This is a genomic window from Falsirhodobacter algicola (assembly GCF_018279165.1).
GTDB classification, from domain to species: Bacteria; Pseudomonadota; Alphaproteobacteria; order Rhodobacterales; family Rhodobacteraceae; genus Falsirhodobacter; species Falsirhodobacter algicola.
Map to the genome: position 1 here is coordinate 1,333,156 of NZ_CP047289.1, position 12,372 is coordinate 1,345,527.

The window sequence follows — 12,372 nt, forward strand, 5'->3', positions numbered from 1 at the left end:
TTTACGGATCGCCCCGGCCTTCCTACCTTGGGCGCATGGCCATCACAACGAAACGCACAGTTTATTCCCGTTCCGAGTGGATCAGCGATGCCGCCGTGCATGTGCTGGGCACGGTGCTGGCGCTGGCGGCGGTGCCGGTCCTCGTGACGCTGACGGCGGTGCTGCGGCCCGATCTCTCGGCGCTGGCGGGCATCGGCATCTACGGGGCGACGTTGATCGCGATGCTCCTGTGCTCGGCGCTTTACAACATGCTGCACGCGCCGGGCTGGCGGGGCGTGCTGCAACGGCTGGACCATTCGGCGATCTACCTCAAGATCGCGGGCACCTATACGGCCTTCGTGCTGCTGTCCGGCGCGACCGAGGTGCCGCTGGTGATCCTGCTCTGGACGGCGGCGCTGACGGGGGTGACGCTGAAGGTGGCGGCCCCGGACCGGTTCCGCTGGGCGGGCTTCGGCCTCTATATCGGCATGGGCTGGGCCGGGCTGCTGGCGGGGTGGCCGCTCTTTGCGACGATGACGGCGCCGGTGCTGGCGCTGATCGTGGCGGGGGGCGTGATCTACACGCTCGGCACGCTGTTCTATCTGCGCGACGGAATGCCCTATCACCGCACGATCTGGCATGTCTGCGTGCTGGCGGCGAGCGGGGTGTTCTTCGCCGCCGTCACCGTTCACATGGTGGCGGGCAGCCACGGCATCGGCTGAACCGCATAGGCGATATAGAGGGGGTGCTTCGGATGCCCCCCGCCCGACAGCCCCAGATGAAAGAGCGGCAGGCCCGTGGCGCGCAGCAGCGCTTCGACATGGGCGCCGCGATTCATGAAGGCACCATGCGTGCCCCAAGCGCAGATGATGGTGTCGGCCCAATGGGCGCTGTCCACGATCGCGGCGTCGTTGCCGGGGCCGACCGGATCGGGCGCGGCGCGCATCTTCTTGGGGTCGGTATCGCGCCATGCGAAAATGTTGCACACGCGAAACCCGCCATAGCCGAGGGTGCGGGCCCGGCGCTCGCACCGCTCCACCGTCGGGTCGTTCTGATATTCCGTCGCGGTGGAGGGGTTGAGCATGATGAACAGCGCCTTGCGCCCCGCAGGGTCCCAGATCCGCGTCAGCAGGAAACGGTGCCGCTCATCGTCGGAATAGACGGCGGTGGAGGGGGCATCCCCCTTCACATGCGTGCGCGAGATCACGCGACGAACACCCGGCTCGGATGCAGCTCGCCCGCCTTGTAGGTGCCGACGGCGACGGCGCGGCCGTTCTCGCTGGCCCAAGCCTCCTCGCCATATTCGGCGCCGGTCAGCACCATGCCGGGATTGCCGTTGCGCAGCCGCGCCGCCCCTTCGGGCGTCGCCACGAGCTGCGGCAGATCGGCAAGCCCCATTTCCAGCGGGCGCAGATGCGCATCGAGCTCGGGCTGCTGGGCAAGGCGCTCGATCTCCTCGACCGAGATGCCCTCTTCGGCGGTGAAGGGGCCGGACCATGTGCGGCGCAGCCACAGCACATGCCCATGACAGCCAAGCGCCGTCCCCAGATCGCGCGCGATGGAGCGGACATAGCCGCCCTTGCCGCAAACCATCTCCAATTCCGCATGGTCGGGATCGGGGCGGCCCACCAGCACGAGGCTTTCGACGAAGAGCGGACGCGCCGCCAGATCCATCTCCTCGCCGGCGCGGGCGATGTCGTAGGCGCGCTCACCTTCCACCTTCACGGCGGAGAACTGGGGCGGAACCTGAAGGATGTCGCCCCGCAGCGGCGCCAGCGCCGCCTCGATCGCGGCATCGTCGGGCCGCGCATCCGACGTGGCGATGACCGTCCCCTCGGCATCGTCGGTGTTCGTCGCCTGTCCCAGCCGCACCATGAAGCGGTAGCATTTCAGCGCGTCGGTGATGTAGGGCACGGTCTTGGTCGCCTCGCCCAGCGCCACGGCCAGAACGCCCGTCGCCGCCGGATCGAGCGTGCCCGCATGCCCGGCCTTCTGCGCGCCGAAGGCCCAGCGGACCTTGTTGACGACCGAGGTGGAGGTGATGCCCGCCGGTTTGTCCACGACCAGCCAGCCCGAAATCGCGCGGCCCTTGCGCTTGCGTCCCATCTTCGCCTCCATCCTAGGAAGGCCGCCTGCTACACCCTGACGGGGCGCGCGGTCAACGGTCCACGACCAGCCCGACGATCGGGCCGAGCGGGAAGCCGATATCGTCGCGCCCCAGTTCCGGCGCATGCAGCCGCGAGATGGAGCCGTCGAAGAACAGCGCATCGGGCGTCTTCAGCACATCGCGGAACAGGCGCGCGAATTCGTGGAACGTCACTTCCTCTTCGGAGATGACGAAGAGCGCGGTTTGCCCGTCCGCGCGCACGCCGACACCGTTGCGGATGTGGCGGCTGTCGCTGTCCACCAGAAAGCGCGGATGCAGCGCCCCGCCGATCACCAGCATCGGCCCGGACTGGGTCGCAAATCGGCAGGCGGGGGGATCGGCGGCATAGGCCCGCGTCTCGATCACGCGGAACCGATCGCCGATGCAGAACACGCCGTTCGGCTCCAACCCGAAATTGCCGTCCGACGGGCCGACGACCAGATCCTTGCGCTGCACGCCATCCTCGATCAGCAGGCCCACGGGGCTGCGGTCGGGGTGGTACATCCCGGCATTCATGGCAAAGGCAAGGCGCTTGCCCTCGCCGCGCAGGGCATTGTTCACGCGGGTGAAGCTGCCGAAGGGGCGACCGTCGGGCGCGGTCTGGAAGATCCGCAGATCCTCGCCGGTGCGGGCCTCGCAGACGGCATAGCCGCGGCCCTCGAAGGTGATCGTCTCGCAGGCATGGCCGGCGACGGGCAGCAAAAGCGCGGCCAGCGCCGACAGGATCCGCGTCCTAGTCTTCATCGTCCGCCTTCAGGTCGCGCTGCACCTTCTCGTCCGAGAAGAGGCGGCGCGTCTCATCCAAACGGTCGAACGTCTCATCGGCGCGGAAACGCAGGTCGGGGGCGTATTTCAACGCCATTTCCTTGGCGACGCGGTGGCGCAGTTCGCCCTTGTTGCGGGCCAGCGCCGCGATCGCCGCCGCCACGTCGCCGCCGCCCAGCGGCATGACATAGACGGTCGCGATCTTCAGGTCCGGCGACACCGACACCTCCCCCACGGTGATGGAGGTGGATTGCAGGTCGGGGTCGTGCACCTCGCCCCGGTTCAGCACGTCGGACATGACGCGGCGGATCAATTCGCCGACGCGAAGCTGGCGTTGGGACGGCCCGGGGCCGGAGGAGTGGATGTTGCGTACCATGCCCGTCATGTAAGGCTTCCGGCGGGGGTTCGCAATCGCCGCGTTCCGCGCTATCCCGGCGAAAACGGAGGATGTGATGGGCGAACTTCCCGGAATGGTGGTGACGGGCGCGGCGGGCCGGATGGGCCGTCTGCTGATCGAGGCGGTGCTGGCCTCGGACAAGGCGCGTCTGGCGGGCTGCGTGGTGCGTCCCGGCCATGCGTGGGTGGGGCAGGATGTGGGCGTGGCGATGGGCGCGGCGCCCGTCGGCTGCATCGCCACCGACGATCCGCTGGAGGCGTTCGCCCGCGCACAGGGCATCCTCGATTTCACCACGCCGGATGCCTCGGTCGAGTTTGCGGCGCTGGCGGCGCAGGCGCGGGCCGTGCATGTCTGCGGCTCCACCGGGTTCGAGGCGCATCACCTTGCGCGGCTGGAGGCCGCCGCCCGCCATGCGGTGATCGTCAAATCGGGCAATACCAGCCTCGGGCTGAACCTCTTGCTTGGTCTGACGCGGCGTGTGGCCGCCGCGCTCGATGCCGATTGGGACATCGAGATCGTGGAGGCGCATCACCGCATGAAGGTGGACGCCCCCTCGGGCGCGGCGCTGATGCTGGGCGAGGCCGCCGCCGAAGGCCGGGGCGTGTCCTTGGACGAGATGCGCGATTCGGGCCGCGACGGCATCACCGGAGTGCGGCGCAGGGGGGCGATCGGCTTCTCCTCGATCCGCGGGGGCAGCATCGTGGGCGAACATGACGTGATCTTCGCCGGCGAGGGGGAGCGCATCAGCCTCGGCCATATCGCGGCCGACCGGGGCATCTTTGCGCGGGGCGGGCTGAAGGCCGCGCTCTGGGGGCAAGACAAGAAGCCCGGCATCTATTCCATGCTGGACGTGCTGGGCCTCTAGGGGCCTCGCACCATCAGAAATCGATGGCGAGGCCCTTCTTCTCCCAGTCGCCATAGCGGACGGGTTCGGGGCCGTCGCGGCCGCCCAGTTCGGTCGGAAGCGCAAGGTCTGCGGCGCGGCGACGCTCCTCGGCCTCGGCCAAGGCACGCAGGGCGGCGGGGGGAAGTTCGGTCTTCGGATCGGCCATCGGCACTGTCCTTGTGAAAGGGGTGCGGCTGATATACCGCTGAGCGTCAGCGTAACAAGGGGGCGGCATGGCGGTCGAGGGATTTCGGGCACGCAACGCGGCGGTGCAGCTTCTGGGGGCGGTCCTGTCCGAAGGGCAGCTTCTAGCACAGGTCATGACGCAACCCAACGGCATCCTCGAGGCGTTGAGCCCGGCGGACCGCGCCCGCGCCCAGCGTCTTGCGACGATGACGTTGCGTCATCTGGAACGGGCGGATGCGCTGCTGGCGCCGCATGTGCGCCGCGCGCCGCCGCGCCTCGTGCAGAACGCCCTGCGCCTTGCCGTCGTGGAAATGGCCGTGGACGGCGCCGCCGCGCATGGCGCCGTGAACGCCGCCGTGGACATCGTACGCCATGGCCGCAAGACGGCGCATCAGGCGGGCTTTGCCAATGCCGTCCTGCGCAACATCGTCGCCGATTTCTCGGCCCTGCCGCCGCAAAAGATGCCCCGGTGGCTGCGCCAGCCCTTGGTGCACGCCCATGGCCGCGAGGCCGTCGCCGCGATGGAGGCCGTGCAAGCCGCCCAGCCCCCCGTCGATCTGACGCTGCGCCGCGGCGCGACCGAGGTGCCCGAGGGGCTGATGCTGCCCACCGGCAGCCTGCGCCTTGCGCCCGGCACCCAGATTTCCGCCCTGCCGGGATATGCGGGCGGGCAATGGTGGGTGCAGGATGCCGCCGCCGCGCTGGCCGTGCGCCTTCTGGCGCCCCAGAAGGGGGAGCGTATCGCCGATCTGTGCGCCGCACCTGGCGGCAAGACGTTGCAACTGGCCGATGCCGGGGCCGAGGTGACGGCCGTCGACATCTCCGCCCCCCGCCTTGCGCGGCTGCATGAAAACCTTGCCCGGACCGGGCTTTCGGCGCGGGTGGTGACGGCGGATGTGCTGCACTGGACCGACGAGCCCTTCGATGCGGTGCTGCTCGATGCGCCCTGCTCGGCCAGCGGTACGCTACGCCGCCACCCCGACCTGCCCTTCGTGAAGACGGGCGAGGAGCTTCCCGCGCTGGCCGATCTTCAGGCCCGGATGCTGGATCATGCGCTCGGCCTTTTGAAACCCGGCGGGCGGCTGGTGTTCTGCACCTGCTCGCTTCTGCCCGACGAAGGCGAGGCGCATCTTCAGGCCGCCCTTGCCCGCAGCGATGTGACCGTGATTGCGCCCGAAGGGTTCGATCCGGCATGGATCACGCCGCAGGGCGGGCTGCGCCTGCGCCCCGATCTGTGGGCCGATCGGGGCGGAATGGACGGATTCTTCATGTTTTCATTGCGCAAGGCCCCCTGATGCGGGTGACAGCGGCGCGGGGTTGTGGCTAATCTTCACAAAAGGGGACGCGGGACGACGGCATGGGATGGGACATGACGCTGGCCGACAGGCTTGCCATCTGGCGCAGCCGGGGGGCACGGGTGGCGACGCTGCTGCATCCGTTGCCGCCGCTGCCGCTGGCAGGCGATGCCGACCGCGCCGAGGCGATCCTGACCGAAGGGCGCCCCCCCGCCGACCCCGCCTTCGGCTGGCTCGACGATCTGGCGACGCTCGGCGATGAGCGGGCGGGCCGCTTCGCCGCCGCCGCCCTGACCGACTGGGCCGCCGAACCGCCGCGCTGGTCTCCGGGGATGACGGGCTGGCGGTTGCTGCGCTGGCTGGCCCATGCGCAATTCCTGCACCCGCGCGGCGTTCCGGCCGAGGTGATGGCCTCCCTCTCGCGGCAGGCGGCCTATCTGGCACGGCGCTGGCGCGCGGCGCACGGATGGGACCGGATCGCGGCACTGGCGGGGCTGCTGGCGGCGGCCCATGCCCTCGATCCCGCGCTGCATCCCGGCCGGACGCCCCCGGCGCTGCCGCCCCTGCCCCGCGATCCGGCCGAGCTGACGCGGGCGCTGGCGCTGCTCGTAGCGCTGCGGGCGCTGTCCGGCCCGCCCGTGGACGAGGCGATCGAACGGGCCGCCTCTGCCCTGCGCACGCTGCGGCACATGGACGGGCGGCTGACCGGGCTGACGGGCGGGATCGCGGTCGATCCGCCGGGCCTCGATGCGGCGCTGGTGATGGCGGGCACCCGCGCCGCGCCGCGCCCCGAGGTGATGGGGCTGGCGCGGCTGGTGCGCGGGCGGGCCTCGCTGCTGATCGACATGACCGCGCCCTTCGCCTTCGAGTTGACCTTCGGCCGCACCCCCCTCGTGATCGCCGAAGGCGGGGCGCGGGCCGCGCTGCATCTGCCGGGCCGCACGTTGCGCGCCGCACGCGCCGGGGCCATCAGCCGGGGCCCGATGACCTTCACCGCCGGGCATGACGGCTGGCGCCGCCTTCGCCACACGCGCAGCCTTGCGCTGTCGGACGATGGGCGGGTGCTGCAGGGCAGCGACCGGCTGGAACCGCGCCGCCGCGCCGCTGGGGCCGACGCCGTGCTGACCTTCCCCCTTCATCCCGCCCTCCGGGCCGAAACCGGGCCGGATGGCAGCATCCTGCTGACGCCGCCCACCGGCATGCCGTGGCGCTTCGCCGCCGAGGGCGCCGTCCTTCATCCCGATGGCCTGATCGTCCTGCGCCGCGCGATTGGCCGCCAACCGGTCCAGTTGGACTGGACCTTTCGTGCCGCCCCGGATACGACCTCACCGACCCAGCCGCCAGGAGCCTGACCATGACAGATCTCGTGTATATCGGACGCGCCCTACTGTCCGTTTCCGACAAAACGGGGCTTCTGGACCTCGCCCGCGCCCTGCACGACCGGGGGATCGAGCTGATCTCCACCGGGGGCACGGCCAATGCGCTGCGCGCCGACGGGATGCCGGTCCGCGACGTGTCCGAGATCACGGGCTTCCCCGAGATGATGGACGGCCGCGTGAAGACGCTGCACCCCAATGTGCATGGCGGCCTTCTGGCGCTGCGCGACGACGACGAACATCTGCTGGCCATGGCCGCCCACGGGATCGAGCCGATCGACCTCTTGGTCGTGAACCTCTATCCGTTCGAGGCGACGGTGGCGCGCGGCGGCTCCTACGAGGACTGCATCGAGAATATCGACATCGGTGGCCCGGCGATGATCCGCGCCGCCGCCAAGAACCACCGCTTCGTCAACGTGGTCACGGATGTGCAGGATTATCCGGCGCTGCTGGCCGAACTCGATGCCCATGACGGCGCGACGGGCCTCGCCTTCCGCCAAAAGCTGGCGCTGACCGCCTATGCCCGCACCGCCGCCTATGACAGCGCGGTCTCGGGCTGGATGGCCCAGACGCTGGGCGAGGTGCCGCGCTATCGCAGCTTTGCCGGAACGCTTTCGTCGCATCTGCGCTATGGCGAGAACCCGCATCAGGCGGCGGCCTTCTACACCGACGGTTCGGCCCGCCCGGGCGTGGCCACCGCGCGGCAGTGGCAGGGCAAGGAACTGTCCTACAACAACATCAACGACACCGACGCCGCCTTCGAACTGGTGGCCGAGTTCCCGGCCGACGACACCCCCGCCGTCGCGATCATCAAACACGCCAACCCCTGCGGCGTGGCCACCGGTGCGACGCTGGCCGAGGCCTATGCCCGCGCCTATGATTGCGACCGCACCTCGGCCTTCGGGGGGATCGTGGCGCTGAACCGCCCGCTGGACGGCCCGACCGCCGAAAAGATCGCCGAGATCTTCACCGAGGTCGTCATCGCCCCCGGCGCGGACGATGCCGCCAAGTCCGTCTTCGCCGCCAAGAAGAACCTGCGCCTTCTGACGACGCTGGGCCTGCCGGACCCGCGCGCGCCCGGCCTTGCGGTGCGTCAGGTCTCGGGCGGGTTCCTCGTGCAGGACAAGGACACCGCCGAGGTGCCGGAACTGAAGGTCGTCACGAAGCGTCAGCCGACCGAGGCCGAAATGGCCGATGCCCTGATCGCTTGGAAGGTGGCCAAGCATGTGAAGTCGAACGCCATCGTCTACGTCAAGGACGCCGCCACCGTCGGCATCGGCGCGGGCCAGATGAGCCGGGTGGACAGCACCCGCATCGCCGCCCGCAAGGCCGAGGACGCCGCCGAGGCGATGGGCCTGCCGGCCCCGCTGACCAAGGGCTGCGCCGCCGCGTCGGACGCGTTCTTCCCCTTCGCCGACGGGGTGGAGGTGCTGGCGGCCGTCGGGGCGACCTGCGTGATCCAGCCGGGCGGTTCGGTCCGCGACGCCGAGGTCATCGAGGCCGCCGACCGTCTGGGCCTTGCCATGATCTTCACCGGCCAGCGCCATTTCCGGCACTGACATGCGCAGTGTCGTCGTCGCCGCCGCGCTGACCTTCGCCCTCGACCAGATGACGAAGCTGGCGGTCGTGCATGGCATGAACCTGATCCAGCGGGGGGAGATCGACGTGCTGCCCCCGCTGCTGACCTTCCGCATGGCGTGGAACCAAGGGATGAACTTCGGCCTCTTCGGGGGGGACGGGGCGGTGACGCGCTGGATCCTGATCGCGGTGGCGGTCGGCATTTCGGGCTGGGTGGCGTGGTGGATGCGCAAGCCCGGCCATGGGCGGCTGGCGCAGATCTCGGCCGGGCTGCTGATCGGCGGGGCGATGGGCAACGTCGTGGACCGCATCCTCTACGGGGCGGTCGCGGACTTCCTGAACTCCTCCTGCTGCGGGTTCGAGAACCCCTATGCGTTCAACGTGGCCGACATCGCGATCTTCGCCGGGGCCATCGGGCTCGTGCTGTTCACGGGCGATCCCAAGCCCCCCCGGCGCCGCCGAAAGACCGCGTGACCTGCCGGTCTCTTTGCGCTACGAACGGAACCGAACTGGGAAGGAGTTGGACATGCGGGCAGCACTGGCACTGGCGGGAGCCGTGATCCTGACGGTCTCGGCCTGCGGGGGCGGTGATCCCGACCTCGTCCGATTGCGCACGACGGGCGATGGGCCGGACCCGTTCTCGGTCGTGCCGCAAGGTCCGCTGGAAATGCCGCCCTCGCTCGACACGCTGCCCGTGCCGACGCCCGGCGGCGTGAACCGCACCGAACCCGACCCGAGGGCGCAGGCGATCACCGCGCTTGGCGGAACTCCGGGCGCAGGCGCGGCGGGCGACAATGCGCTTCTGACCGCGACCGCCCGGTATGGCCGGCAGGCGGATATCCGCTCCGCCCTCGACACCGAGGATGAGGACTTCCGCCAAGAAAACCGCGGCCGTCTGCTGAACCGCATCGTGAACGGGTCCACCTATTACGATGTCTATTCCGACGAGATCCTCGATCCGGCGGATGAGGCCGCGCGCTGGCGCGAACAGGGGCTGCGCACGCCGTCCGCCCCGCCCTCCGAATGATCACATCCGCGTAGGGGCGGGCCACGGGGCTTGCCCCCGCGGCCTGCACCGGGTCTCCTTGTCCGAACCGCAAGGAGGAACCTATGCCCCATCGCCTGCCAGCCGTGCTGGCCCCGTGCCTCGCCCTGTGCTTGGCCGCCCCGGCCCTCGCGCAGGAGGTCTCGGACTATACACTCGAGAACGGCCTTCAGATCGTCGTGATCGAGGATCACCGCGCCCCCGTCGTCACCAGCATGGTCTGGTATTGCACCGGATCGGCCGACGAGAAGCCCGGCGAATCCGGCGTCGCGCATTTTCTGGAACATCTGATGTTCCAAGGCACGGCCAAGATGGCACCGGGGGAGTTCTCTGCCACGGTCTCCGCGCTCGGCGGGACGGACAACGCCTTCACTTCGTATGATTACACCGCCTTCTATCAGCGCGTCGCGTCGGAATATCTCGACGACATGCTGAAGATGGAGGCGGACCGGATGGTGAACCTCACCCTCACGCAGCCGATCGTGGACAACGAACGGCAGGTGATCCTGCAGGAGCGCAGCCAGCGCACCGACAGCAACCCCTCCGCCCTGTTCCGCGAGCAGATGAGCGCGGCCCAATACCTCAACAGCCCCTACCGCCGCCCCGTGATCGGCTGGCGCGCCGAGATGGAGCAGTTGAGCCGCGAGGACGCGCTCGATCACTACCACACCTTCTATGCCCCCAATAACGCGGTGCTGGTCGTGGCCGGCGACGTGGACCCGGACGGCGTGGCCCATATGGCCGAGACGCATTTCGGCGCGCTCGCCCCGTCCACCACTCTGCCGCCGCGCCTGCGCCCGCAAGAGCCGCCGCAGATCGCGCCCCGCCGTCTGGTGCTGGCCGATCCGCGCGTGGCCCAGCCCTATGTGGCGCGCAGCTACCTCGCGCCCGAACGCGATCCGGGCGATCAGACCGAGGCGGCGGCCCTGACGGTTCTGGCCGCGCTGCTGGGCGGCGATCCGACGACCTCGGTCCTTGCGCAGAAGCTTCAGTTCGGCGATGCGCCGAAGGCGATCTACACCATGGCCTCCTATAGCGGGGTGGCGGTGGACGACACGACCTTCGATCTGGGCGTGGTGCCGGCGCCGGGCGTCTCGTTGCAAGAGGCCGAGGATGCGCTGGACGATGCGCTCGCCGCCTTCCTCAAGGATGGCGTCGATGCCGATCAACTGGCCCGGATCAAGACGCAGATCCGCGCCGACGACATCTATTCACGCGACGACGCGGCGGGCGAGGCGCGCGAATACGGCGCCGCGCTGGCCGTCGGGCTGGGCGTGAAAGACGTGCAGGACTGGCCGCAGATCCTTCAGGACGTGACCGCCGAGGATGTGCTGGCCGCCGCCGGGGAGGTGCTGGACATGCGTTATTCCGTCACCGGCTGGCTGGAGCAGAAGGAGAAGACCCAATGAAGGCCATCCGCTACGCCGCCGTCCTGATCGGCCTCGCCGTGCCCGCCCATGCGGCGGTGGACATCCAGACCGTCACCTCGCCCGGCGGCATCACCGCATGGCTGGTGGAGGATCACAACATCCCCTTCACCGCGCTTGAAATCCGCTTCAAGGGCGGGCCGCTGCTGGATGCAGACGATGCGCAGGGGGCCGCCAACATGATGACGGCCCTGCTGGAGGAAGGCGCGGGCGACCGCGATGCCTCCGCTTTCGCCGCCGCGCGCGACGATCTTGCGGCGCGGTTCGGCTTTTCGTCGGATTCCGACACCATCTCCGTCTCGGCGCAGATGCTGACGGAAAACCGGGACGAGGCGGCGGGCCTTCTGCGCGACGCCCTGACCGAGCCGCGTTTCGACGCCGACGCGGTGGAACGGGTGCGCGGGCAGATCTTGTCGAACATCCGCTCCGACGCGCAGGATCCGGGCGCGATCGCGATGCACACCATGCAGCGCGAGGCGTTCGCCACCCATCCCTATGCCCGCGACAGCAGCGGCACCCTCGACGATGTGAAATCCCTGACCCGCGACGATCTGGAAGCGGCCCGTCAGAGCATGATGACCCGCGATCACCTCTATGTCGCGGCGGCGGGTGATATCGACCCGGAGGCGCTCGGCGCGCTGCTGGACCGCGTACTCGGCGATCTGCCGGCCACCGGGGCGGCCCTGCCCCCCGAGGCGGAGTGGAAGACCGATGGCAGCACCACGGTCGTCGATTTCCCGACCCCGCAATCGGTGGTGCGCTTCGGCCAGCCGGGCATCGATCTGCACGATCCTGATTTCTTCGCGGCCTATGTCCTGAACGAGATCATGGGCGGCTCGCGCTTCTCCGCCCGCCTGATGGACGAACTGCGCGCCAAGCGCGGCCTGACCTATGGTGCCTACAGCTACCTCTGCACGATGGAACGGGCGAATTTCCTTCTGGGGCAGTTCGCCAGCGACAACGACAAGGTGGCCGAGGCGGTGGATGTCACCCGCGACATCTGGCGCCGCACCGCCGAGAACGGCGTGACCAAGGACGAGCTCGATGCCGCCAAGACCTACCTGACCGGGGCCTATCCGCTGCGCTGGGACGGCAATGGTCCGATCGCCTCGATCCTCGTGGGGATGCAGATGCAGGGCTTCCCCGCCGACTATCCGCGCACGCGCAACGACCGGATCGACGCCGTGACGCTGGCGGATGTGAACCGCGTCGCCGCGCGGCTGCTGCAACCCGACAATCTGCACTTCGTGGTGGTGGGTCAGCCCGACGGGATGACCACCGACTGACCTCGG

The 12,372-nt window shown here is 69.5% G+C and carries 14 protein-coding genes; 9 read left to right on the top strand and 5 right to left on the bottom strand.

The window, feature by feature from the left end:
• Nucleotides 1-35 precede the first annotated feature (35 nt).
• On the top strand, nucleotides 36-701 hold the full coding sequence (gene trhA / locus GR316_RS06795; RefSeq protein ID WP_211783213.1) for a PAQR family membrane homeostasis protein TrhA: 666 nt from the start codon (nucleotides 36-38) through the stop codon (nucleotides 699-701).
• Here trhA and GR316_RS06800 read toward each other — a convergent pair.
• The 4 genes from GR316_RS06800 to rbfA are packed head-to-tail and all read right to left on the bottom strand — an operon-like array spanning nucleotide 668 to nucleotide 3,266.
• The gene (locus GR316_RS06800) at nucleotides 668-1,186 is read right to left on the bottom strand and encodes a DUF1643 domain-containing protein (RefSeq protein WP_211783214.1); all 519 of its coding nucleotides are present in this window, start codon (nucleotides 1,184-1,186) and stop codon (nucleotides 668-670) included. The genes trhA and GR316_RS06800 overlap by 34 nt on opposite strands.
• Nucleotides 1,183-2,085: a tRNA pseudouridine(55) synthase TruB gene (truB, locus tag GR316_RS06805; protein ID WP_211783215.1), complete on the bottom strand. Its 903-nt coding sequence runs from the start codon at nucleotides 2,083-2,085 to the stop codon at nucleotides 1,183-1,185. Before truB ends, GR316_RS06800 begins: the two co-directional genes overlap by 4 nt.
• A 52-nt stretch (nucleotides 2,086-2,137) precedes the next feature.
• Nucleotides 2,138-2,869: a phosphodiester glycosidase family protein gene (locus GR316_RS06810; protein ID WP_211783216.1), complete on the bottom strand. Its 732-nt coding sequence runs from the start codon at nucleotides 2,867-2,869 to the stop codon at nucleotides 2,138-2,140.
• Nucleotides 2,859-3,266: a 30S ribosome-binding factor RbfA gene (rbfA, locus tag GR316_RS06815; protein WP_211785134.1), complete on the bottom strand. Its 408-nt coding sequence runs from the start codon at nucleotides 3,264-3,266 to the stop codon at nucleotides 2,859-2,861. Before rbfA ends, GR316_RS06810 begins: the two co-directional genes overlap by 11 nt.
• Before the next feature lie 76 nt (nucleotides 3,267-3,342).
• Here rbfA and dapB point away from each other — a divergent pair, with 76 nt between their 5' ends.
• Nucleotides 3,343-4,152: a 4-hydroxy-tetrahydrodipicolinate reductase gene (gene dapB, locus GR316_RS06820; protein WP_211783217.1), complete on the top strand. Its 810-nt coding sequence runs from the start codon at nucleotides 3,343-3,345 to the stop codon at nucleotides 4,150-4,152.
• 13 nt (nucleotides 4,153-4,165) lie between these two features.
• Here dapB and GR316_RS06825 read toward each other — a convergent pair whose 3' ends face one another.
• The gene (locus GR316_RS06825) at nucleotides 4,166-4,339 is read right to left on the bottom strand and encodes a DUF1674 domain-containing protein (protein WP_211783218.1); all 174 of its coding nucleotides are present in this window, start codon (nucleotides 4,337-4,339) and stop codon (nucleotides 4,166-4,168) included.
• A 67-nt stretch (nucleotides 4,340-4,406) separates the two neighbouring features.
• On the opposite strand from GR316_RS06825, the gene GR316_RS06830 reads away from it, so the two are divergent.
• From GR316_RS06830 to GR316_RS06860, 7 genes are all read left to right on the top strand, one after another.
• The gene (locus GR316_RS06830) at nucleotides 4,407-5,654 is read left to right on the top strand and encodes an RsmB/NOP family class I SAM-dependent RNA methyltransferase (RefSeq protein ID WP_211783219.1); all 1,248 of its coding nucleotides are present in this window, start codon (nucleotides 4,407-4,409) and stop codon (nucleotides 5,652-5,654) included.
• Nucleotides 5,655-5,716: 62 nt separating this feature from the next.
• Nucleotides 5,717-7,006, top strand: coding sequence for a heparinase II/III domain-containing protein (locus tag GR316_RS06835; RefSeq protein WP_211783220.1), 1,290 nt, complete (start codon nucleotides 5,717-5,719; stop codon nucleotides 7,004-7,006).
• 2 nt (nucleotides 7,007-7,008) lie between these two features.
• Complete coding sequence (gene purH / locus GR316_RS06840) at nucleotides 7,009-8,589, top strand: bifunctional phosphoribosylaminoimidazolecarboxamide formyltransferase/IMP cyclohydrolase (RefSeq protein WP_211783221.1); 1,581 nt, start codon at nucleotides 7,009-7,011, stop codon at nucleotides 8,587-8,589.
• A 1-nt stretch (nucleotide 8,590) separates the two neighbouring features.
• Entirely contained in the window at nucleotides 8,591-9,082 is a 492-nt protein-coding gene (lspA, locus tag GR316_RS06845) for a signal peptidase II (protein ID WP_211783222.1), read from the top strand.
• Nucleotides 9,083-9,134: 52 nt separating this feature from the next.
• On the top strand, nucleotides 9,135-9,635 hold the full coding sequence (locus GR316_RS06850; protein ID WP_211783223.1) for a DUF3035 domain-containing protein: 501 nt from the start codon (nucleotides 9,135-9,137) through the stop codon (nucleotides 9,633-9,635).
• Between the two features lie 83 nt (nucleotides 9,636-9,718).
• A complete protein-coding gene (locus GR316_RS06855; protein WP_211783224.1) occupies nucleotides 9,719-11,062 on the top strand; it encodes a M16 family metallopeptidase in 1,344 nt (447 codons plus the stop codon).
• On the top strand, nucleotides 11,059-12,366 hold the full coding sequence (locus GR316_RS06860) for a M16 family metallopeptidase (RefSeq protein WP_211783225.1): 1,308 nt from the start codon (nucleotides 11,059-11,061) through the stop codon (nucleotides 12,364-12,366). The genes GR316_RS06855 and GR316_RS06860 overlap by 4 nt, the downstream gene beginning before the upstream one ends.
• Nucleotides 12,367-12,372: the final 6 nt, after the last annotated feature.

Bases quoted from the DNA above. Each gene is read 5' to 3' on its own strand.
- trhA (WP_211783213.1), top strand. From the start codon at position 36: ATGGCCATCACAACGAAACGCACAGTTTATTCCCGTTCCGAGTGGATC.
- truB (WP_211783215.1), bottom strand. From the start codon at position 2,085: ATGGGACGCAAGCGCAAGGGCCGCGCGATTTCGGGCTGGCTGGTCGTG.
- GR316_RS06810 (WP_211783216.1), bottom strand. From the start codon at position 2,869: ATGAAGACTAGGACGCGGATCCTGTCGGCGCTGGCCGCGCTTTTGCTG.
- rbfA (WP_211785134.1), bottom strand. From the start codon at position 3,266: ATGGTACGCAACATCCACTCCTCCGGCCCCGGGCCGTCCCAACGCCAG.
- dapB (WP_211783217.1), top strand. From the start codon at position 3,343: ATGGGCGAACTTCCCGGAATGGTGGTGACGGGCGCGGCGGGCCGGATG.
- GR316_RS06825 (WP_211783218.1), bottom strand. From the start codon at position 4,339: ATGGCCGATCCGAAGACCGAACTTCCCCCCGCCGCCCTGCGTGCCTTG.
- GR316_RS06830 (WP_211783219.1), top strand. From the start codon at position 4,407: ATGGCGGTCGAGGGATTTCGGGCACGCAACGCGGCGGTGCAGCTTCTG.
- GR316_RS06835 (WP_211783220.1), top strand. From the start codon at position 5,717: ATGGGATGGGACATGACGCTGGCCGACAGGCTTGCCATCTGGCGCAGC.
- purH (WP_211783221.1), top strand. From the start codon at position 7,009: ATGACAGATCTCGTGTATATCGGACGCGCCCTACTGTCCGTTTCCGAC.
- lspA (WP_211783222.1), top strand. From the start codon at position 8,591: ATGCGCAGTGTCGTCGTCGCCGCCGCGCTGACCTTCGCCCTCGACCAG.
- GR316_RS06850 (WP_211783223.1), top strand. From the start codon at position 9,135: ATGCGGGCAGCACTGGCACTGGCGGGAGCCGTGATCCTGACGGTCTCG.
- GR316_RS06855 (WP_211783224.1), top strand. From the start codon at position 9,719: ATGCCCCATCGCCTGCCAGCCGTGCTGGCCCCGTGCCTCGCCCTGTGC.
- GR316_RS06860 (WP_211783225.1), top strand. From the start codon at position 11,059: ATGAAGGCCATCCGCTACGCCGCCGTCCTGATCGGCCTCGCCGTGCCC.